This is a genomic window from Kitasatospora sp. NPDC089797 (genome assembly GCF_040684795.1).
Lineage (GTDB): Bacteria > Actinomycetota > Actinomycetes > Streptomycetales > Streptomycetaceae > Kitasatospora.
This window is the reverse complement of sequence record NZ_JBFBGS010000057.1, coordinates 1-20,315: the sequence shown is the minus strand read 5'-3', so window position 1 is coordinate 20,315 and position 20,315 is coordinate 1. Positions and strand designations below refer to the sequence as shown.

The following is a 20,315-nucleotide window of genomic DNA, read 5'->3' as shown; positions in this document are numbered from 1 at the left end:
CGGGCCGACCGGCTCCTTCGCACTCCCACCGCCCCGCCCCGGCTGCCCGTCCGTGTCCGTCCCCGTCCCGTCCCCGGCCCGCGAAGGGATCAGCAGCTGTGAACCGTACGACCGTAGGTGGGCCGGAGCTCGGGGGCGGCCGGGGTGCCGGGGGCGTCCTCGTCCTCGTCGACCCCGCCGGGGCCGGGAGCAGCCGGGTCGCGGAGCTGCTCGCCCAGGAGCTGCACCCGAGCGTCCACCTGCGGACGGACGACTTCCTCCAGGTCATCCGCAACGGCCGGCTGTCCCCGGAGCTCCCCGGAGCCGACCGGCAGGACGCCACCGCCCTCGCGGCCGCCGCCCAGGCCGCCTTCGCCTACGCCACCGGCGGCTACCAGGTCGTGGTCGAGTGCGCCGGGGCCCCGGCCACCCTGGACACCTTCCGCCGGGAGAGCCGCACCACCGGCGCCGCCCTCCACTACGTGGTCCTGACCGCCGCGGCCCCGACCACCCCGCACGAGCTCGGCACCGGCGCCCTCACCCCGGACACCACCGCCGAGTCCGTCCTCACCGCCCTCAGCACCCGCAGCCACCTGCTCGGCTGGTAGCGCGCCCGCAGCCGCCCGCCCGACCGGCGGTACGGGCCACGGGACCGGCGGGGCCTACGCCCCCACCACCCCGTCGATCGCCTCCCGCAGGAGGTCGGCGTGCCCGTTGTGCCGGGCGTACTCGTGGATCAGGTGCAGCATCACCAGGCGCAGCGACACCTCGGCGTCCCAGCGCGGCTGGTAGCCGGTGACGTCGAGCGAGGGCGCGGCCCGCTCGATCCGGCGGGAGTGCTCGACCTCCGCCTGCCAGGCCGCGAACGCCTCGGCACCGGTGCTCCCGGCCGGGTCGTAGGCGGCCTGGTAGTCGCCCTCCGCGGACCAGAGCAGCGGGACGTCCTCGGCGTCGATCACCCGGCGGAACCAGGTGCGCTCCACCTCGGCCAGGTGCCGCACCAGCCCGAGCAGGCTGAGCGTGGACGGCGGGCTGGAGCGCTGCCGCAGCTGCTCGTCGGTCAGCCCCTCGCACTTCATCGCGAGCGTCGCCCGGTGGAAGTCCAGGAAGCCGCGCAGCATCTCGCGCTCGCCACCGGTCAGCGGCGGTGCGGGCCGGTCGTCGGTGCTCATCGGGTCATCGCTCCTCGTCCGTCGGATTCCCGGCGGACTGTAGCGGACGCCCGACCGGGCCGGACAGCGCGTTTCCGGGCCCGGGAGGAGCCGGTCGCCGCGGCCGCTCCGCCGCCCGGCCCGCGCCGGGTCAACCCCGAACCACGGCCGTCACGTACCGTGTTCGGACCGGCACAGGTTTGGGTACGTACCCCCGCGCGCCCGATCGCCGGGCGCCCAGGAGCAGGAGACCCGACGACCCATGGACCACAACCACATCCCGCCGACGGTACGCAAGACGTACGGCACCGACGACCTGTCGAAGGCCGCCAGCTTCGCCGGCGGATTCATCAACTTCGGTGACTGGCACGGCATCGACCTGACCGCGCCGTCCCCCGACGACCGGGTGCACAGCCAGGAACAGCTCTACCGCCGGGTGCTGCGGGCCTTCCCCGAGCCGCGCGAACAGCTGCGCCTGGCGGAGGTCGGCTGCGGGCGCGGACTCGGCGCGGCCCTGGCGCTACGGGAGTTCCGCTTCGCCTCCGTCACCGGCGTCGACATCCACCCCGACCAGATCGAACGCGCCCGCGCCGTCAACGCCCGCGCCCTGGCCACCTATCCGGACCGGCTCGGCTACACCCTCGGCTCGGCCGGTCAACTCCCCTTCGCCGACGCCTCCCTGGACGGCGTCTACTCCGTCGAGGCCGCCCAGCACTTCCGTGAACTCTCCAGCTTCGCCCGCGAATCGGCCCGTGTCCTGCGCCCCGGCGGCCGACTCGTGGTGACCACCTTCTTCGCCTCCCCCGGCGCGGAGATCGCCGAACGCCTGAAGATCCTGCTGGCCAGCTTCGCCGACGGCCTCGACGTGGCCCACCCGCTCGACGACTTCACCTCCGAGCTCACCGCCGCGGGCTTCTCCGAGGTCGCCACCGAGTCCATCGGCCCGGACGTCTGGCCAGGCCTCGACCGCTACCTCACCGACACCGTCCCCGGCGACCACTGGACCCGCAACTTCCTCCCCGCCTGGCGCCACGGCCTGCTCGACTACCACCTCGTCACCGCCACCCGCGCCTGACCGGCACCGGAACCACCGACCGACCGACCGGCCGACCGGCCGACCGGCCACACCGAGCGGGGCACCCCGCGCCGGACAGCGCGCCAGGTGCCCCCGCTCCTCGGCCTGCCCCGGCCCGGCCCGCCCCCGGACCGCCCGGTTCCGCTCAGCCGACGACGGCCGTCCTGGCCACGGCCGCCGCGGCCCCCGGCCGGTCCGAGGCCTCCGGACCCCCCGGCCCCGCCGACCCGCCCGGACCACCCGAGTCACCCGGACCACCCGAGTCACCCGGACCGCCCGCCGAGGCCTCCAGCACCGCGAGCCGCCGCAGGCTCGCCCGGCGCTGGACCGCCGCCAGCCCGGTGCAGGCCGCCCCGAGCGCCAGCCAGCCGACCGGCCCGGCGACCATCACCCCGCCGGTCAGCAGCACCGGCCCCACCGACTTCTGCACCGACTGGGACATCCCCGCGACCCCGAGGTACGAGGCCTGGGCCCGCGGCGGCGCCAGCGCGACGGCCAGCTCCCAGGAGCTCACCGAGCGCATCAGCTCGGCCAGCGTGACCAGCCCCGCCGCGGTCAGCAGCGCGAGCGAGGCGGCCAGCGGCCCGCGGCCGGTGGAGAGCGCGATCAGCAGGCAGCTGGCGAGCAGGATCACCCCGTACCAGCCGACCGCCCTGGTCGCCCCGCCCGGGCGCTCGGCCCAGGCGGAGACGCGCAGTTGCAGCACCACCACCAGCGCGGTGTTCAGGGTCAGGAAGACCGGGACGACGGCGTGCGGCGCGTCGGTGTGGTGGATCAGCCAGAGCGGCAGGCCGACGTTGAGGACCGAGTCGTCCAGGCACATCGGCAGGTCCAGCAGCACGAACAGCAGGTAGCCGCGGTCCCGCCAGGGGCTCGGCGCCCCGGCGGCCCGCTGCCCGGCGGGCACGGCCTCAGCGGGCACGGCCCCGGCGGGCACGGCCTCCACGGCCTCGGAGGCCTCGGACGCCGCCGCCACCAGTCCACGGCCCTTCGGCTCCTCGGTCCGCCGGATCAGGGCCGCGGCCAGCAGGTAGGAGAGCGCGTTGGCGACGATCAGCGCCCGGTAGGCGGTCGTGCTCCCCACCGCCAGGCCGATCGCCGCGAAGCCGGTGCCGACCGCGTACCCGCCGTTGGCGACGCTGCGGAACAGTGCCTGGTACACGGCCCGCCGCTCCCCCGCGACCCGGGTGGCGAACAGCATCTCCAGCGTTTTGGCGCCGCGTTCGGCCAGGCAGGTCAGGGCGACGGACACCAGCAGCGCGACGAAGTGGTCCACCACCAGCAGCATCACCATGGTGGCCACCCGCAGCAGGTGGCAGGCGACCAACAGCCCGCGCACCGAAAGCCATTCGGCCGCCCGGCCGGCCAGCGGCGAGCCGATGACCCCGGCCACCGCACCGACCCCGAGCAGCAGTCCCAGCCGCCCGGCGTCCATGCCGCACACATAGGTGAAGTACAGCACCGAGGCCGCCGCCCAGACGCCGCTGCCGGTCCGGTCCACACCCTGCGCCAGCAGCATGATCCGGGCGTCCCGCCCGCCCGGTGGCCGCCGCAGCTGCGCCAGGAGTCCGTTCCCCCGCATGTCAGGCCCTCGTTTCAGGTCCACCGTCAATCTCGACATCAAGATACTTCACATCGAGATAATCATGGAACCCCGTTCCTGGACGGACCTCCCGCACCCCGGCCCCACCGCCACCCCTCGACGCCCGACGGGCGGTGCGCCACACTCTCCCCAGCAGCACCCGCGCTCCCAACGCACCGGCACCGACGTCCCGACCACCGCCCATCGGAGAGCCACACGGTGACCACACGCCAACTGCTGGAGATCGCGTTCTCGTCCGGCCGGTCCGCAACCGGCCCCGCGACCTGGGGCCAACGGGCCATCTGGGACGCCGTCCGCCGGCTGCCCCCGGCCGACGTGCCGCGGTACACCATCGCCACCGCCGCCCCACTGGAGCCGGGCCTGCCGCTGCCCGTCCTGCTCGACGCGCTGGCGGAGCTGCTGCACCTGCACGACGCGCTGCACACCCGGCTGCTGCCCGATCCGGACGGACGGCTGCGCCAGACCGTCGACCCCGAGGGCACGTTGACCGTCGAGGTGGAGCAGTGCGCGGCCGGCGCCGACCCGGCCGGGACCGGCGCCCGACTCCACGAGGAGCTGGCCGGACGCCCCTTCGACACCGCCGCCGAGTGGCCGATCCGGGTCGGCGCGGTGACGGTCGACGGGCTGGTCCGGTACGTCAGCCTGGCGCTCTCCCACACCGCCGTGGACGGCTCGGGGATGAACCGGCTGGTCCTCGACCTGTCCGCGCTCAGCCTCGGCCGCACCCCGGCCGAGCTCGCGAAGCTCCGCGAGCCCGCCCAACAGCCGCTGGAGGAGGCCGAGTTCCAGGCCTCCGAGCGGGGCCTTCGGCGCGACGCGAGCGCCCGCCGGCAGTTCCTGCGCAAGCTCCGACTGGCACCGCCCCGCCTCTTCCCGCAGCCCGGGGCGACCGCGGCGCCCGACCGCTTCCCCAATGCCGTGCTGCGCTCCCCCGCCCTGCCCCGCGCGACCGAACTCGTCGCCGCCGCCCACCGGGTGAGCACCTCCTCCGTCCTGCTCGCGGCCACCGCCGCGATGACCGCCCGACTGGCCGGCCGCACCGAGGCGGTGCTCGGCGTGGTGGTCAACAACCGCTTCCTGCCCGAGCTGACCAACGCGGTGAGCGTGGTCGCGGGCGACGGACTCTTCCACCTCCCGGACGCCACCGCCGAGTTCGGCGAGGTGGTGCGCCGTACCCACGCCGCCGCGATCGGCACCTACCGGCACGCCTACTTCGACAAGCTCGCCCTGGCCGCCGAGATCGAACAGCTCACCGCCGAGGGCGTGCCGCTCGCCGACCGGTCCTGCGTCTTCAACGACACCCGCGAACTGCTCCCGGCCGCCCCCCAACCGGGCGAGCAGGGCACCACCCTCAGCTGGCCGGTCGAGTTCGAACCGCGCCCCGGCCTGACCTACGCCCTGGACGCCCTGCAGTCCGACGAGGCGCTGAGCCTCGCCATGACCGCCGACCCGGCCGTGCTGCCGCGCCCCGAGATGGCCCGGTTCCTCTACGGCATCGAGGAGTTGATCCTCACCGAGGCCGCCAAGGGCGACCACAGCGGTTGAACCTGACACCGGTGTGAGCTTCTACCGTACCGGCATGACCACCACCGGATCCCTGCTCAGCCCGTACCGCCTCGGCGACCTCGACCTGCCCAACCGCGTCGTGATGGCCCCGATGACCCGCTACCGGGCCGCCGAGGACGGTACGCCGCTGCCCCTGGTCGCCGAGTACTACGCCCAGCGCGCGAGCGCCGGACTGATCGTCACCGAGGGCATCTGGCCCAGCCGGGCCGGTCAGTCCGGCTGGCGGCTCCCCGGCCTGGAGACGCCCGCGCACGTGGCCGGCTGGCGCGCCGTGACCGGGGCCGTGCACGCGGCGGGCGGGCGGATCGCCGCCCAGCTGATGCACGGCGGCCGCCAGGGCCACCCGCTGAACCGGCTGCTCGGCGACGTCCCGGCCGGCCCGTCCGCCGTCCCGGCGCCGGGCCCGGTGCACGTCCGGGACGGCGGCAAGGCCGAGGCCGTCACCCCGCGCGCACTGACCCGGGCCGAGATCCACCGGGCGATCGCCGACCACGTCACCGCCGCCCGCAACGCGCTCGCGGCCGGCTTCGACGCCGTCGAACTGCACGGCGCCAACTCCTACCTGATCCACCAGTTCCTCGCCGACAACACCAACCTGCGCACCGACGAGTACGGCCCCGGCACCCTCGCCGACCGGCTCCGCCTCCCCGTCGAGCTGGTCACCGCCGTCGCCGAGGAGGTCGGCCCGCACCGCCTGGGCCTGCGGCTCTCCCCCGGCAACCCCCAGTTCGGCATGGCCGAGGCCGACCCGGCCCCGGTCTACCGGGCGCTGCTGGCCGCACTCGACGGCCTCGGCCTGGCCTACCTCCACCTCACCGACAACGACGACTACCCGGCCCTGGCCGACCTGCGCCCCCGCTGGTCCGGCCCGCTGATCGCCAACGTCGGCGAGAACCGCGCCGCCACCGACCGCGAACGCGGCGAGGCGGTGCTCACCGCCGGCCTCGCCGACCTGGTCTCCTACGGCCGCGCCTTCATCGCCAACCCCGACCTGCCGGAACGGTTCGCCGCCGGCGCCCCGCTCACCCCCGTCGACGAGACCCACCTCTACGGCCAGCAGGCCACCGGCTACACCGACTACCCGACGCTCGCCGCCGCGTCCTGAGCCAAAACGGCTTGACGCCGGGTCCTAGCCTGGAAGCCATGCGCATCCTGGTACTCGGCGGCACCTCCTTCGTCGGCCGCGCGATCGCCGCCGACGCCCTGCGCAGCGGTGCCGAGGTCACCCTCTTCCACCGCGGCAGGACCAACCCCGGCCTCTTCCCCGAGGCCCGCCACCTCCGCGGCGACCGCGACACCGGCGACCTCGCCGCCCTGCGCGAGGGCCGCTGGGACGCCGTGGTGGACGTCAGCGGCTACCGCCCGCGCCAGGTCGACCAGGCCATGGACGTGCTCGGCGACCGGGTCGGCCGCTACCTCTTCGTCTCCAGCCACGCGGTCTACCGGCAGGGCGGACCCGCCCCGCACGCGGACGAGTCCGCCCCGCTGCGCGCACCGCTGCGCGAGGCGGAGGAGCTGACCGACGAGACCTACGGCCGGCTCAAGGTCGCCTGCGAGCAGGACGTCCTCGACCGCTACGGCGACCGGGCGACGATCGTGCGCCCGGGCAAGGTCGCCGGGCCGCACGACGAGCAGCGCGGGCTGACCTACTGGGTCCGCCGGGCGGCCCGCGGCGGCCGGATCGCCCTGCCCGGGCGCCCCGAACAGCCCGTCCAGGTGGTCGACTCGCGCGACCTCGCCCGGCTGGTGCTCCGACTGGTCCAGGACGACCGGCCGGGCGCCTTCCACGCCGTCGGCCCGGCCGAACCGACCACCCTGGGCGGGCTGATCGCCACCTGCGCCGAGGTCGCCGGCACCGAGGTCGAGATCGTCCCCGTGCCGCCGGAGACCGCCCCGCCGCCGTTCTTCCCGCTGGTCCGGGCCGAACCCCTCTGGCCCGGCCAGCAGCGCGACCCGGCCCGGGCCCGGGCCGCCGGACTGCCCGCCACCCCGCTCGCGGTGACCGCCGCCGACGTGCTCGCCTGGGACCGCGACCGCGGCGAACCGCCGCTCGGCCACGGCTTCACCCCCGCCCAGGAGGCCCTGGCCCTGGCCGCGGCGGACGCCCGGTGACCGCCCGCCCGGTGACCGCCCGCCCGGCCACCTCCCCCCGGATCGCCGCGATGCGCCCCGAACACGCCGCGGCCGTGCTGGCGATCTTCCAGGCGGGCATCGACTCCGGCACCGCCACCTTCGAGACCACCGTCCCCGACTGGGCGGCCTTCGACGCCGCCAAGCTCCCGGAACACCGCCTGGTCGCCCTCGACACCCCGGACACCGACCGGGTGCTCGGCTGGGCCGCCGTGTCCCGGGTCTCGGGCCGCACCGCCTACGCGGGCGTGGTCGAGCACTCGATCTACCTCGACCCGGCCGCCCGGGGCCGGGGCGTCGGCCGCGTCCTGCTGGACGCGCTGCTCGCCTCCACCGACGCCGCCGGGATCTGGACCGTCCAGGCCGGCATCTTCCCGGAGAACGCCGCCAGCCTCGCCCTGCACCGGCGGGCCGGCTTCCGGGTGGTCGGCACCCGCGAGCGGATCGGCCGGCTGCACGGCCGCTGGCAGGACGTCGTGCTGGTCGAACGCCGCAGCCCGGCGGTGGACTGACGGAGGGTACCCCCCTCCTGACCGACTGTCAGTCCCACCCGCTAAGGTCGCCCTCGAACGGAAATCGCACCACACCGGTACGAATCCGCATCAGCACGCCCAGAAGACCCAGCAGCACCGCAGACCCAGCACCACCGTCACCAGGGGGGACCATGACCACACCGGGCCGCAGCCCGCTCACCACCGCCGATCTCGTGGACGGCTGGCACCGGGTCGGGGTCCGCCCCGGCATGGCGCTGATCGTGCACTCCTCGCTCTCCAGCCTCGGCCGGGTCGAGGGCGGCGCGGCGGCCGTGGTGGCGAGCCTGCGCGAGGCCGTCGGCCACGGCGGCACGGTCGCCGTCCCCGCCTTCACCGGCAGCACGGTCTGCGACCCGGCGCCCTACCACGCCGGCCTCCCCGGCCCCAAGATCGCCGAACTCCGCGCCGCCGTACCGCTGTTCCACGCCGGCCTGCCCTCCCCGATGGGCGCCGTCGCCGAGGCGCTGCGCGCCCTCCCGGAGAGCCTGCGCAGCACCCACCCGCAGGCCTCGGTCGCCGCCGTCGGCGCCCACGCCCGGGAGGTCACCGCCCGCCGCTCGCTCGGCTGGGCGGTCGGCCGGGAGTCGCCCTTCGGCGCCCTCCACGACCTCGGCGGGTACGTGCTGCTGGTCGGCGTCGGGCACAACCGCAACACCTTCCTGCACTACGCCGAGACCTTCGCACCGAACCGCCGGCTCAAGCTGCGCCGCTTCCCGATGGAGATCCAGGGCGAGCGGGTCTGGATCGAGGCACCGGACGTCGGCAACGACAACGACACCCACTTCCCGGTCGTGGGGCGGGAGTTCGAGGAGCGGGCGGGCATCCGCGAGGTCCTGGTCGGCGACGCGCCCTGCCGGCTGATCCCGGTCCGCGAGCTCATACCCTTCGCCGTCCGCCGCCTCACCGAACTGCTCGCGGCGGACGGCCCCGGAGCGGCGTAGCCCGTCGGCCGCCCGATCCCGAGCGGCCGACGGGCCCGCCCGTCACCTCATCTCACCGCCGACCGTCAACGCAGGCCGTCACCGCAGGCCGTCGTGCACCGAGTTGGTCTCCTGGATCTGCTTCCAGGACTTCGGCTCCACCAACGCCGTCACGTCGTCCCGGGCCGCGTCCGCCCGCGCGCCCGGCGCCAACGTGGCGGCGGCGCCCGGCACCACCGGTCCGACGGCCGGCTTGGCGGGGGTGAACAGCCAGGTCTTGAAGAGGTCCCCGAGCTTCTGCCCGGACACCTTCTCCGCGTACGCCTGGAACTCCGCGATGGTCGCGTTGCCGTACTTGCGCTCGGTGGGCCAGCCCTTGAGGATCCTGAAGAACTTCTCGTCCCCGATGGTGTTCCGCAATGCCTGGATCGCCACTGCGCCCCGGTCGTACACCGCGCTGGAGAACTGGTTGGCCGGGCCCGGGTCGCCCGGCTTGACGGTCCAGAACGCGTCGTCGGCCGGGTGCGAGGCGTAGATGTAGTCGGCGACCTCCTGGGCGGTGCCCTCGTTCTCGTGCTCGGACCAGAGGAGTTGGGCGTACCGGGCGAAGCCCTCGTTCAGCCAGATGTCGCTCCAGCGCGAGAGCGAGACGCTGTCGCCGTACCACTGGTGCGCCAACTCGTGGACGACCACCGAGGTGTTGGTGCCCTTGGCGAACTGCTTGGGGCTGTAGAAGACCCGGGTCTGGGTCTCCAGGGCGTAGCCGGTGGGGACGTTGGGGACGTAGCCGCCGACCGAGCTGAACGGGTAGTCGCCGAAGTAGCCGCTCAGCCAGTCCACCAGCTCGCCGGTGCGCTCGACGCTCGCCCGGGCCGCGTCCGCGTTGTCGCCGAGGTCCTTGCTGTACGCGTTGTAGACCGGCAGCCCGCTCGCCGTGGTGTCGGTGGTGATGTCGAACTTCCCGACCGCGAGGGTGGTCAGGTAGGTCGCCTGGGGCTTGTTCTCGCGCCAGCTGTAGCGGGTCCAGCCGGCCTGCGAGGACGTCCCGGTCAGCACGCCGTTGCTGATCACCTGGTTGCCGTCCGGCACCTGCACCGAGACGTCGAAGGTCGCCTTGTTGCTCGGGTGGTCGTTGCTCGGGAACCACCACCAGGCCGCCTCGGGCTCGTCGGCCGCCACCGCGCCGTCCGGGGTGCGGTGCCAGGCGGTGAAGCCGTACTTCTTGACCGTCGACGGCACGCCCTTGTAGCGGACCACCACGGTGACCTGGCTGCCCTTGGCCAGCGGCCGGGCCGGGGTGATCTCCAGCTCCTGCTCACCGCTGGTGGCGAAGGTCGCCGGCCGGCCGTTGACCCGCACCTCGGAGACGTTCAGCGCGAAGTCGAGGTCGAACCGGGAGAGGTCCTGGGTCGCCGTGGCGAGGATGGTGGTGGTGCCCTCCAGCTCGTCCGTCGCGGGCTGGTACTTCAACCGGATGTCGTAGTGCGAGACGCGGTAGCCGCCGTTGCCGTAGGTCGGGTAGTAGGGGTCGCCGATCCCGGCCGCGCCGGGTTGGAAGTCCGTGGCCGAGGCGGGGACGGCCAGGAACAGGCTCAGGGCACTCGCGGCGGAGACGATCAGCCTCTTGCGCAACGTGGTCCTCCAGGATCACCGGATCGATGGGTCGGATCGATCCATGTCCCGGCGGCCCCCCGCCCACTCCCCGATTGTGAGATGTTCATGAAAAGAAACGCGCCGAAATGACGCCGCCGCTCCCGCGCCACCGACCCCTCAGGCCCCCAGCGTCACCGGCGCCCGCACCAGCGAGCCGTACTCGGTCCACGAGCCGTCGTAGTTCTTCACGTGCGGGTACCCCAGCAGCTCGCTCAGCGCGAACCAGGTGTGCGCGGACCGCTCGCCGATCCGGCAGTAGGCGATCACCTCGCGCTCCGCCCCGACCGCCCGGCCCCCGTACAGCTCCCGCAGCTCCGCCGCCGAGCGGAACGAGCCGTCGTCGTTCGCCGCCTGCGACCAGGGCACGTTCACCGCCCCGGGGATGTGCCCCGGCACCTGGGCCTGCTCCTGCGGCAGGTGCGCCGGGGCGATCAGCTCGCCCCGGAACTCCGCCGGGGAGCGCACGTCCACCAGCACCGCGTCCGCACCGGGCTTGGCGAACACCTCCGCCTTGGCCAGCACCTCGTCCCGCAGCGCCCGCAGCTCCGGATGCTCGGGCCCGGCCAGCCGGTAGCCCGAGTGCTGGTAGTCCATCACCTCACGGGTGAGCTCCCGCCCCTCCAGCTCCCACTTCTTCCGCCCGCCGTCCAGCAGCTTCACCGGCCCGAAGCCGCGCAGCCGCAGCAGCCAGAACGCGTACGCGGCGAACCAGTTGTTGTTGCCCCCGTACAGCACCACCGTGCTGTCGTCCTCGACGCCCGCCGCCCGCAGCAGGTGCTGGACGCCCTCCCGGTCCGCGTAGTCCCGCCCGACCCGGCTGTGCAGCTCGGTGGTCCAGTTCCACCCGACCGCGCCCGGGATGTGCCCCCGCTCGTACGCCCCGGTGTCCTCGTCCACCTCGACCACCCGGACCGTCCCGTCGTCCAGATGGCGGGCCAACCACTCGGTGTCGACCAGCGACTCCGGGTGCGCGTAGCCGTTGCCGGTCATCCCCGGACCTCCTTCGCGCCACGCCCGACCACGGGCGGATCGCAGGAGCAGCAGGAGACACCGGCGACCGGGCCGGACAGTTCGACGCTACGCCGACCGCCCGGCCCGGGCCACCCCGTGCTCCGGGTCGTTCAGGAGAAGATGACCGAGCGCAGCTTCAGCCGGTCACCGAGCTTCTTCCCGGGGTCCATCACGTAGTAGGTGTCCCCGCTGCACTCGAAGTCCAGGAAGACCGTCGCCGTGGACTTGGTGAAGTTCTCCGGCGCGAAGGCCGGGTCGCCCTCGGTGGCCCCGAACAGGTCGATGCACTTACCGCTCTCCGGATCGGCGATACCGGCCGGAACACCCCGGCCGACCTTGTAGAAGAAATCACCGACGGCGGCATTGGCCGACATCGGAACGGTGAGGACGAGGGCCGCGGCGCTGACGACGGCGATCACGGCATTGCGGAGACGCATAATTCAGGGCCTTTCAGATGGCACCCAATGGTGCCGAAGGAATTGATGCGAGATCACTTTAAAGGCCCAAAATCCGCAGAAACGATTCTGCTAATCCACCCTTTCGAGTGGTTTAAACCGCAAAGCCATTACCCGAACCACCAACCCATGCAGCCACCATTCCGACTTCCCCATGATCAGTTCGGTGGCGCCGTGAAGAAGTACCCCGAGTCGATCAGCACCGGCAGGTACGCCTTCAGCGCCGCCACCGTCTGCGAGCGGTCCCCGCCGCCGTCGTGGTTGAGCACGATCGAACCGGGCCGGACATCCTTGAGCACGGTGTCGATGATCGACGCCGTCCCCGGCCTGGACCAGTCCCGCGGGTCCACCGTCCAGCTCATGTTCCGCAGCCCCAGGTCGGCGGCCACCCTGAGCGACACCGGCGAGAAGTCCCCGCCCGGCGCCCGGAACCAGGTCGGCAGCCGCCCGGTGGTCTTGTGCAGCAGGTCGCTGGTCCGCTCCAGCTCGTCCCGGACGGCGCCCTCCGACATGTGCCGCAGGTCCGGGTGGGTCCAGGTGTGGTTGGCGATGTGGTGGCCGCGGTCCGCGATCTCCCGCACCAGCTCCGGGTGCTCGACGGCGCACTCCCCGACCAGGAAGAACGTCGCCCGGATCCCGTGCTGCTGGAGCAGCGCCAGCACCTGGGGCGTGTACCGCGGATCCGGCCCGTCGTCGATGGTGAGCGCCACCACCCGCTGCGCCGGGTCCAGCTCGTACACCGGCTTGCTCTCCGCCTCGCTCAGCGACTTGCGGACGGGCTGGACCGCATCGGGCGGGGCCGGCGAGGGCACCGCGGGCGAGGCCGTGGGCGAAGCCGCAGGGGAGGGAACGGGCGCACCGGCCACAGCCTGCGGACTCCCCGTCGACAGCGCGGCACCCCCACCGCTCCAGGGACTCCTGCAGCCGGCGGCCGCACCGAGCAGCGACATCCCGGACGCCACCAGCAGCAGCCGCCGCGAGGCGGCCCGGGGAGACACCGGGACCTTGATATGACGATCAGACAGCATTCTGCATGCTTGCCCCGCAGGTCACACCCCCTCCCCGCATGCCCCGATCACCACTCCGACGGCCCATGCCCCACCAGTCGCCCCGCCCCGTCGACGGAGCTTCCCCGGCCGGACGCCCGGACTCCCCCCTGGGCCGCTACGCTGTGCCTTCCCCAGTGTGATGATCTGCCATCAGAGGACGTGGCCATGACGAGAAGTCAGGACTTCCCCCAGCAGGGACCCCAGGACGAGGACACCGCCGAGCCGAGCCAGTGGGAACGTTTCGGCGTCGACACCACCGCTCCCCACTCGGCCCGCGTCTACGACTACTGGCTGGGCGGCAAGACCAACTTCCCGCCGGACCGCGCCATGGGCCAGGCCATCGAGGAGGCCGTGCCCAGCGTCAAGGAGATGGCCAAGGCCAACCGCGCCTTCCAGGGCCGGGCCGTCCGGTACCTCGCCCAGGAGCACGGCATCCGCCAGTTCCTCGACCTCGGCACCGGCATCCCCACCTCGCCGAACACCCACGAGATCGCCGAGTCGGTCAGCCCCGGCACCCGGGTGGTCTACGTCGACAACGACCCGATCGTGCTCGCCCACGCCCGCGCGCTGATGGTCTCCAGCCCGGCGAGCCGCACCACCTACATCCACGCCGACCTGCGCAAGCCCGACGAGCTCTTCGCCGATCCGACGCTCACCGCCACCCTCGACCTCACCCAGCCGGTCGGCCTGCTGATGATCGCCGTCCTCATGCTGATCGCCGACGAGGACGACCCCTGGGGCCGGGTCGCCGCCCTGCGCGACGCCCTCCCCTCCGGCAGCTGCCTCGCCCTCACCACCCCCACCGCGGACTTCGCCCCGGAGGCCGTCGGCAAGGTCGCCGAAGCGGCCCGGGCCGGCGGGATGACGCTCGTCCCCCGCGGCTACGACGACGTGCTCCGCTTCTTCGACGGCTGGGACCTGGTCGAACCGGGCCTCTCCCCCGTCCTCTCCTGGCGCCCGGACGGCGAGCCCCCGGCCGACCCGAAGGCCGCGTACTACTGGGGCGGCGTCGCCGTCAAGCGCTGACCCACCCACCCGGCTGTTGGAGGAACTCACTTCAACAGCCGGGACAGCCTCCGGTCCGCCAACGGCTTGCCCCCGGTCTGGCAGGTCGGGCAGTACTGCAACGAGGTGTCCGCGAAGGACACCTCCCGCACCGTGTCCCCGCACACCGGGCACGGCTGCCCGGTCCGCCCGTGCACCCGCATCCCGAGCTTCTTCTCCGCCTTCAGCTCCCCCGCCGCCAACCCGCGCGACCGCTCCACCGCCTCCCGCAGCGTGCCCCCGAGCGCCTCGTACAGCCGCGCCGCCTCCTCCTCCGTGAGGCTGGACGCCACCTTGTAGGGCGACATCCGCGCCGCGTGCAACACCTCGTCCGAATAGGCGTTGCCCACCCCCGCCACCACGGTCTGGTCCCGCAGCACCCCCTTCACCCGCCGCCGCTCCCCCCGCAACAAGGCAGCGAAGTCCCCCACCGTGAACCCCGGGTCCAACGGATCCGGCCCGAGCCGGGCCACCCCCGGCACTTCATCCGGATCCGCCACCACGTACACCGCGAGGCCCTTCTTCGTCCCCGCCTCCGTCAGGTCGAACCCGTCCCCGCCCTCCAGCCGCACCCGCAACGCCAACGGATTCCGCGCCCCCGGCTTCGCCGCCCCCACCGGCACCTCGTCCCGCCACCGCAGCCACCCCGCCCGCGCCAGGTGCACCACCAGGTGCAACCCACCCGCCTCGACATCCAGGAACTTCCCCCGCCGCCCCACCGCCCCCACCGTCCGCCCCTCCAACGCGGACACCGGCGGGTCGTACGTCTTCAACGCACTGATCGCCACCGGCTGCACCCCGGCGATCACCCGCCCGGTCAACCGCCCGCCCAGGAAGGCACTCAACGCCTCCACCTCAGGCAACTCCGGCATGCGCCCAGTCTCCCCCACCCCTCCACGGGCCGCGCGGCCTCCGCCCCACGCGGCCCACACCCCCCACCCCAAACCCGCACCCACTCACCCCCAGCAACCACCCACCCACCTCCCCCACCCGACCAGGCGAGAGGGACGCGCTGCGGGAGGGGGCGGTGGAGGGGGTGGGTGCGGAGAGGGGCGTGACGGGTGATTTTCAGACTGCCAACGGCGACCAGCCACCGTCGATGAGAGTCGGCAGTCCGAAAATCACCCAGCCCCCGGAGCGCCCACCCCCGGAACCGCCCCCGGCGTCACCCACCCTCCCGAAAGCCCCCCGCCCCCCGCCTTTGCCACCCCACCCCCACAAGCGCACGCTGGACCCCAAGGAGGCCCCATGACCACCCTTGAGGAACAGATCGACATCGCCGCCCCCGTCCTCGCCACCTGGCAGCAACTGCACCGGGTCCACGAGTACCCCCGGTTCGTCGACGGAGTCCGCACCGCCCACCCCCACGGCCGCAACCACGCCCACCTCGACGTCCGGGTCGGCACGACGGACCGCTCGGTGGACACCGAGATCACCGACCACGGCCGGGGCCGGGTGATGGCCTGGCGCACCCTGGACTCCGTCCATCTGAGCGGCGCCTTCGCCCTGCTCCCCCTCGACTCCCGGCACACCCGCCTCCAGATCCGCCTGGAGTACGACCCGGAGGCGGTCCACCGCGAGTTCGGCGGCCCCCGCGGCTTCGCCCAAGCCGGCACGATCGAGCGGGCCGTCCGCAGCGACCTGGAACACTTCCGGGGCCTCCTGGAGGCCCGCGTGACCGCCGCCGACGGCCACTCCGGCCCCCCTCCCGAGCATCCGTAAGGACCGCATAAGCCCAGCTCAGCGCGGGCGGTGAGGCTCTTCACAACCCACCACCGACAAGACCGTTCCACTTTCAACCTGTGGCAGACTCGGATGCCATGGACATCGGCCCGGTCACCAGGACGCTCCGCGCGGCGGTCTTCGCCGCGCTGGTCGTGCTGCTCGCCGGGCTCGGCCAGGTGCTGGTCACCGGCCGCACGCTGCCGGGCGGCACGATGGGCCTGGCCGCCCTCGCGGTCTTCGCCCTCGCCTTCGCCCTGGCCGGCCGCGAACGCGGCTACCCCGCGATCGCCGCGGCCTTCGTGCCGCTGCAGCTGGGTGTCAGCGCCCTGTTCGACCTGGCCCAGCGGTCCTGTCCGTCCCTGCCGCCCGATGCCGCGCACGGCCTCCGGCCGCTGCTCTGCGGCGGCGGCTCGCTCGGCGGCTTCCTCCTGGGCCACGGCGTGTCCGAGCAGACCGGCGTCCTGCTCCTGGTCGTGCTGCACACAGCGATCGCCCTGGCCGGGGCCTTCTGGCTGCGCCGCACCGACGCCGCCCTGGCCGGCCTCTCCGCGGCCCTCCGGATGCTGGGCGAGTTCCTGCATCGGCACCTCCCGGCCGCCGCCCGCTGGCTGCGGCTGCTGACCGCGCCCGTCCCGGCCCGCCCGGTGGTCCGGGTGCCGTTCCCCCGGGCCAGCCGGGTGCTGGTCCCGGCCGAGGACGCGGTGGTCCGTCCGGCCGTCCGGCGCGGTCCGCCGGTGTTCGTCCCGGCCGTCTGAGCGCTTTCCCTCGACGGTCCTCCTCTCCCACCGCGCCGACCGGATCCCGGTCGCGTCGCGCCGCCGTACGCCCGAGAGCACAGGACGACACCCCATGAGCAACACCCGCAAGACCAGCCAGAAGACCAACGCCACCGAGCGCATGCGCACCGCCCGCGCCCAGGCCGAACGCTCCGACCGGATCCGCCGCCGGGTCGTGGTCGGCGGTGCCTCCGTCGCCGTGCTCGCCCTCGCGGCCGGCGTCGCCTTCGCCGTCGGCGGCTCCTCCGGCTCCTCCTCGACCGCCGGCGCGAACGGCCCACTGGTGGTCCCCGCCAACGCGGGCGGCAGCAACGGCACCGTGATCACCTACGGCAAGGCCGACGCGCCGCACACCCTGGAGGTCTACGAGGACTTCCGCTGCCCGTTCTGCGAGCAGCTGGAGACCACCACCGGCAAGGCCGTCCAGCAGCTGGCCGACAACGGCACGTACAAGATCGAGTACCACCTGGCCACGTTCCTGGACAACAACCTGGGCGGCAAGGGCTCGCGCACCGCGCTGGCCGCCGCCGGCGCCGCGCTGAACGAGGGCGTGGACAAGTTCAAGGCCTTCCACGACGTGCTCTACGCCAACCAGCCGGACGAGCGCAGCGACGACTTCGGCGACGTCAACCACATCCTGGACCTGGCCGGCCAGGTGCCCGGGCTGAAGACCGACGCCTTCGTCAAGGCCGTCCAGGAGGGCACCTACGTGCCGTGGGCGGCCAAGGTGAACGCCGAGTTCAACAAGAGCGACGTCACCGGCACCCCGACCGTCAAGCTGGACGGCAAGAAGCTGGACGTGCTCACCAACGGCAAGGCCGTCTCGCCCGACCAGTTCACCGCGATGGTCAAGCAGGTGACCGGGTGACCCCGGCCTCCCCCGCCGCACCCACCCCCTCCCCGCGGACCTTCGGCGCGAGCCGTCCGTTCGCCTGGCTGCTGCTGGTCGGCGGCGCGGTGGGGCTGTTCGCCTCCTCGGTCCTCACCCTGGACAAGATCCACCTGCTGAAGGACCCGTCGTACGTCCCCAGCTGCAACATCAATCCGATCATCAGCTGCGGTTCGATCATGCGCAGCGAGCAGGCGGAGGCCTTCGGCTTCCCCAACTCGCTGATCGGCCTGGCCGCCTTCGGGGTGGTGATCGCGATCGGCGCCGGGCTGCTCGCCGGGGCGTCGTTCCGGCGCTGGTTCTGGCTCGGGCTGCAGGCCGGGACGGTCTTCGGGATCGGCTTCGTCACCTGGCTGATGTACCAGGCGCTCTACCGGATCAGCGCGCTCTGCCCGTACTGCATGGTGGTGTGGGCCGCCATGATCCCGCTGTTCTGGTACGCCACCCTGCACAACCTGCGCTCCGGCGTGATCCCGGTCGGGCCGAGGGTCCGGACCGCGGTGCGGGAGGCCGCGCGCTACCACTGGGTGGTTCCGGCGCTCTGGTACGCGGTGATCGTGCTGCTGGTGCTCAACCGGTTCTGGTACTACTGGAGCACCCTGCTCTGACCCGCGTCCGCCGCCCCCGGCCCACCGTCGGCCGGGGGCGGCCGACCATCCCCCGGCGAGGCCAGCATGCGACGCAAGATCGTCCTCATCGCCAACATCTCCCTGGACGGCTACTTCGAGGGGCCGGACCACGATCTCGGCTGGAGCCGGGCCGACGACGAACTGCTCACCCACTTCAACCGGGAACTCGCCCGGATGGGTGGTTTCGTCTCCGGCCGGCGCACCCATGAGCTGATGGCCGCGTTCTGGCCCACCGCGGACCGGGATCCGGACGCCGGCGAAGCGGTGCGGGAGTTCTCGGCCCTCTGGCGGGAGATGCCGAAGACGGTCTTCTCCCGCACCCTCGACCACGCCGACTGGAACACCACCGTCGTCCGCGAGGTCACCCCGGAGACGGTCGCCGCCCTGACCGCCGGCCCCGGCGGCGACCTCTCGCTCAGCGGCGGCGAACTGGCCGAGGCCTTCCTGGCCCAGGACCTGGTCGACGGGTTCCGGATCTACGTCCACCCCGTCGTCCTGGGCGGCGGCACCCTGCTGTTCCGCCCCACCGGGCACCCCGTCCCGCTCGCCCTGCTGGACACCCACCGCTTCGCCGGCGGCGTGACCCTGCTGCACTACGCCCGCGACCGCGGCGCCCGCTGAGCCGGGCGGGCCCTCAGCCCTCGATCGGCTCGAAGGCGAACTCCGCCACCTCGGCGAGGAGTTCGGCCCGGCGCCGGTCGTCGAGGAAGGACGCCCGGAAGGAATTGGCGGCGAGCCGGCGCAGCGTCTCCTGGTCGAGCGCCAGGGCCTGCCGGACGGCACGGAAGTTGTCCTCGACGTAGCCGCCGAAGTAGGCCGGGTCGTCGGAGTTGACGGTGACCAGCAGGCCGGCGTCGAGCATCTCGCGCAGCGGGTGGTCGGCGAGGGTATCGATGCAGCGCAGCCGGACGTTGGAGAGCGGGCAGAGGGTCAGCGGGATCTGCTCGCGGACCAGTCGGGCGACGAGTTCGCCGTCCTCCAGGCAGCGCAGGCCGTGGTCGATCCGCTCGACGCCGAGCACGTCCAGCGCCTCGGTGATGTACGAGGCCGGGCCCTCCTCGCCCGCGTGGGCGACGCGGCGCAGTCCGGCCTCGGCGGCCCGGCGGTAGACCTCGCGGAACTTGGCCGGCGGGTTGCCGACCTCGGCCGAGTCCAGGCCGATGCCCGCGATCCGGTCGAAGTACGGCCGGGCGGCCTCGAAGGTCTCCAGCGCGGACTCGGCGGACTCGTCGCGCAGGAAGCACATGATCAGCTGGGTGCTGATGCCGTACCGCTGCTCACTGCGGGACAGCGCCCGGGTCAGCCCGTCCACCACCGTGCCGAGCGGGATCCCGCGCGCGGTGTGCGCCTGCGGGTCGAAGAAGATCTCCGCGTGCCGCACGCCCTGCTCGGCGGCCCGGGCCAGGTAGGCGTCGGCGAGGTCGGCGAAGTCCTGCTCGGTGCGCAGCACGGCCATCAGCGCGTAGTAGAGGTCCAGGAAGGACTGCAGGTCGCTGAAGGAGTAGGCCGTCCGCAGCTCCTCGGTGTCGGCGTACGGCAGCGCGACGGCGTTGCGGGCGGCGAGGGCGAAGGCGAGCTCGGGTTCGAGGGTGCCTTCGATGTGCAGGTGGAGTTCGGCCTTGGGAAGCGGCATGTGCGATCTGTCCGAGCTGTCGGGGAATGAGGCTGAAGGTGCGGAATTCATCCTACGATCTCCCCGATCTTCGGGGGTGTCGTGGGCAGCTCGCGCGGGGTGCGCAGCGGGTGCGGCGGCGGCGGGCACCGGACACTGTAGGAGGGGGGCTTCGGCCGAGGAGGTACCGAGATGCGGCACGCCAACGACCCGCACATCCGGCCCGCGGGCGTCTCTCCGCACGCCCTGGGCAACGACACCCTGCTGCACGAGCTGGAGCAGCTGCACCGCACCCGTCACGAGACCTTCCTGTACGGCTCGGAGGAGGCGTTGAACCGGCACACGCTGCGCACCGGGGAGCTGGAGGCCGAGTTCCTGCACCGCTTTCCCGGTCGGCAGGTGACCGCGGCGCGGACCAGGGCGGGCGCCCGGGCCCGGGAGGCGGCCGCCCGGGTGGAGTCGCTGCCGGAGTGACGCCCCGGCCGTCGCCCCCGGCGGGACACGCCGGGGGCGAC

Annotated in this window: 22 protein-coding genes; 14 read left to right on the top strand and 8 right to left on the bottom strand. The window is 73.4% G+C overall.

The window, feature by feature from the left end:
• The first annotated feature begins 98 nt into the window (after positions 1-98).
• Entirely contained in the window at positions 99-587 is a 489-nt protein-coding gene (locus AB0O91_RS34045; RefSeq protein ID WP_363441544.1) for a hypothetical protein, read from the top strand.
• A gap of 54 nt (positions 588-641) precedes the next feature.
• Here AB0O91_RS34045 and AB0O91_RS34040 read toward each other — a convergent pair whose 3' ends face one another.
• On the bottom strand, positions 642-1,151 hold the full coding sequence (locus tag AB0O91_RS34040; RefSeq protein WP_363441542.1) for a DinB family protein: 510 nt from the start codon (positions 1,149-1,151) through the stop codon (positions 642-644).
• A 241-nt stretch (positions 1,152-1,392) separates the two neighbouring features.
• On the opposite strand from AB0O91_RS34040, the gene AB0O91_RS34035 reads away from it, so the two are divergent.
• The gene (locus tag AB0O91_RS34035) at positions 1,393-2,205 is read left to right on the top strand and encodes a class I SAM-dependent methyltransferase (protein ID WP_363441540.1); all 813 of its coding nucleotides are present in this window, start codon (positions 1,393-1,395) and stop codon (positions 2,203-2,205) included.
• A gap of 145 nt (positions 2,206-2,350) precedes the next feature.
• Here AB0O91_RS34035 and AB0O91_RS34030 read toward each other — a convergent pair whose 3' ends face one another.
• A complete protein-coding gene (locus AB0O91_RS34030; RefSeq protein WP_363441538.1) occupies positions 2,351-3,787 on the bottom strand; it encodes an MFS transporter in 1,437 nt (478 codons plus the stop codon).
• A gap of 219 nt (positions 3,788-4,006) precedes the next feature.
• Between AB0O91_RS34030 and AB0O91_RS34025 the strand changes: the two genes are divergently transcribed.
• From AB0O91_RS34025 to AB0O91_RS34005, 5 genes are all read left to right on the top strand, one after another.
• Positions 4,007-5,353, top strand: coding sequence for a condensation domain-containing protein (locus AB0O91_RS34025; RefSeq protein ID WP_363441536.1), 1,347 nt, complete (start codon positions 4,007-4,009; stop codon positions 5,351-5,353).
• Between the two features lie 34 nt (positions 5,354-5,387).
• Positions 5,388-6,479 (top strand): alkene reductase, encoded by a 1,092-nt coding sequence (locus AB0O91_RS34020; protein WP_363441534.1) that lies wholly within the window; start codon positions 5,388-5,390, stop codon positions 6,477-6,479.
• 38 nt (positions 6,480-6,517) lie between these two features.
• Positions 6,518-7,486, top strand: coding sequence for an NAD-dependent epimerase/dehydratase family protein (locus AB0O91_RS34015; protein ID WP_363441533.1), 969 nt, complete (start codon positions 6,518-6,520; stop codon positions 7,484-7,486).
• A 50-nt stretch (positions 7,487-7,536) separates the two neighbouring features.
• Positions 7,537-8,016 carry an N-acetyltransferase family protein gene (locus AB0O91_RS34010; protein ID WP_363441616.1) on the top strand — a complete coding sequence of 160 codons (480 nt, stop codon included), beginning with the start codon at positions 7,537-7,539 and terminating at the stop codon, positions 8,014-8,016.
• 152 nt (positions 8,017-8,168) lie between these two features.
• Entirely contained in the window at positions 8,169-8,978 is an 810-nt protein-coding gene (locus AB0O91_RS34005; RefSeq protein ID WP_363441531.1) for an AAC(3) family N-acetyltransferase, read from the top strand.
• A 78-nt stretch (positions 8,979-9,056) separates the two neighbouring features.
• Here AB0O91_RS34005 and AB0O91_RS34000 read toward each other — a convergent pair whose 3' ends face one another.
• The 4 genes from AB0O91_RS34000 to AB0O91_RS33985 all read right to left on the bottom strand — a co-directional run bounded on the left by AB0O91_RS34000 (position 9,057) and on the right by AB0O91_RS33985 (position 13,074).
• On the bottom strand, positions 9,057-10,589 hold the full coding sequence (locus AB0O91_RS34000; RefSeq protein WP_363441530.1) for a M1 family metallopeptidase: 1,533 nt from the start codon (positions 10,587-10,589) through the stop codon (positions 9,057-9,059).
• Between the two features lie 138 nt (positions 10,590-10,727).
• The gene (locus AB0O91_RS33995; RefSeq protein ID WP_363441528.1) at positions 10,728-11,600 is read right to left on the bottom strand and encodes a sulfurtransferase; all 873 of its coding nucleotides are present in this window, start codon (positions 11,598-11,600) and stop codon (positions 10,728-10,730) included.
• A gap of 131 nt (positions 11,601-11,731) precedes the next feature.
• Positions 11,732-12,058 carry a hypothetical protein gene (locus AB0O91_RS33990; protein WP_363441526.1) on the bottom strand — a complete coding sequence of 109 codons (327 nt, stop codon included), beginning with the start codon at positions 12,056-12,058 and terminating at the stop codon, positions 11,732-11,734.
• Positions 12,059-12,234: 176 nt separating this feature from the next.
• Positions 12,235-13,074, bottom strand: a complete 840-nt coding sequence (locus AB0O91_RS33985; RefSeq protein WP_363441524.1) for a polysaccharide deacetylase family protein — start codon at positions 13,072-13,074, stop codon at positions 12,235-12,237.
• Positions 13,075-13,290: 216 nt separating this feature from the next.
• On the opposite strand from AB0O91_RS33985, the gene AB0O91_RS33980 reads away from it, so the two are divergent.
• Positions 13,291-14,151 (top strand): SAM-dependent methyltransferase, encoded by an 861-nt coding sequence (locus AB0O91_RS33980; protein ID WP_363441523.1) that lies wholly within the window; start codon positions 13,291-13,293, stop codon positions 14,149-14,151.
• Positions 14,152-14,177: 26 nt separating this feature from the next.
• Here AB0O91_RS33980 and AB0O91_RS33975 read toward each other — a convergent pair whose 3' ends face one another.
• Positions 14,178-15,041 carry a DNA-formamidopyrimidine glycosylase family protein gene (locus tag AB0O91_RS33975; protein ID WP_363441521.1) on the bottom strand — a complete coding sequence of 288 codons (864 nt, stop codon included), beginning with the start codon at positions 15,039-15,041 and terminating at the stop codon, positions 14,178-14,180.
• Positions 15,042-15,417: 376 nt separating this feature from the next.
• Here AB0O91_RS33975 and AB0O91_RS33970 point away from each other — a divergent pair, with 376 nt between their 5' ends.
• From AB0O91_RS33970 to AB0O91_RS33950, 5 genes are all read left to right on the top strand, one after another.
• Positions 15,418-15,891 (top strand): SRPBCC family protein, encoded by a 474-nt coding sequence (locus AB0O91_RS33970; RefSeq protein ID WP_363441519.1) that lies wholly within the window; start codon positions 15,418-15,420, stop codon positions 15,889-15,891.
• A gap of 98 nt (positions 15,892-15,989) precedes the next feature.
• Positions 15,990-16,649, top strand: coding sequence for a hypothetical protein (locus AB0O91_RS33965; protein ID WP_363441517.1), 660 nt, complete (start codon positions 15,990-15,992; stop codon positions 16,647-16,649).
• Between the two features lie 94 nt (positions 16,650-16,743).
• Positions 16,744-17,538, top strand: coding sequence for a thioredoxin domain-containing protein (locus AB0O91_RS33960; protein ID WP_363441516.1), 795 nt, complete (start codon positions 16,744-16,746; stop codon positions 17,536-17,538).
• Positions 17,535-18,167 (top strand): vitamin K epoxide reductase family protein, encoded by a 633-nt coding sequence (locus AB0O91_RS33955; RefSeq protein ID WP_363441514.1) that lies wholly within the window; start codon positions 17,535-17,537, stop codon positions 18,165-18,167. Before AB0O91_RS33960 ends, AB0O91_RS33955 begins: the two co-directional genes overlap by 4 nt.
• Positions 18,168-18,233: 66 nt before the next feature.
• On the top strand, positions 18,234-18,809 hold the full coding sequence (locus tag AB0O91_RS33950) for a dihydrofolate reductase family protein (RefSeq protein ID WP_363441512.1): 576 nt from the start codon (positions 18,234-18,236) through the stop codon (positions 18,807-18,809).
• Between the two features lie 13 nt (positions 18,810-18,822).
• Here AB0O91_RS33950 and AB0O91_RS33945 read toward each other — a convergent pair whose 3' ends face one another.
• Positions 18,823-19,821, bottom strand: a complete 999-nt coding sequence (locus AB0O91_RS33945; protein ID WP_363441510.1) for an adenosine deaminase — start codon at positions 19,819-19,821, stop codon at positions 18,823-18,825.
• A gap of 171 nt (positions 19,822-19,992) precedes the next feature.
• Here AB0O91_RS33945 and AB0O91_RS33940 point away from each other — a divergent pair, with 171 nt between their 5' ends.
• Positions 19,993-20,274 carry a DUF6158 family protein gene (locus tag AB0O91_RS33940; RefSeq protein ID WP_363441508.1) on the top strand — a complete coding sequence of 94 codons (282 nt, stop codon included), beginning with the start codon at positions 19,993-19,995 and terminating at the stop codon, positions 20,272-20,274.
• Positions 20,275-20,315 lie beyond the last annotated feature (41 nt).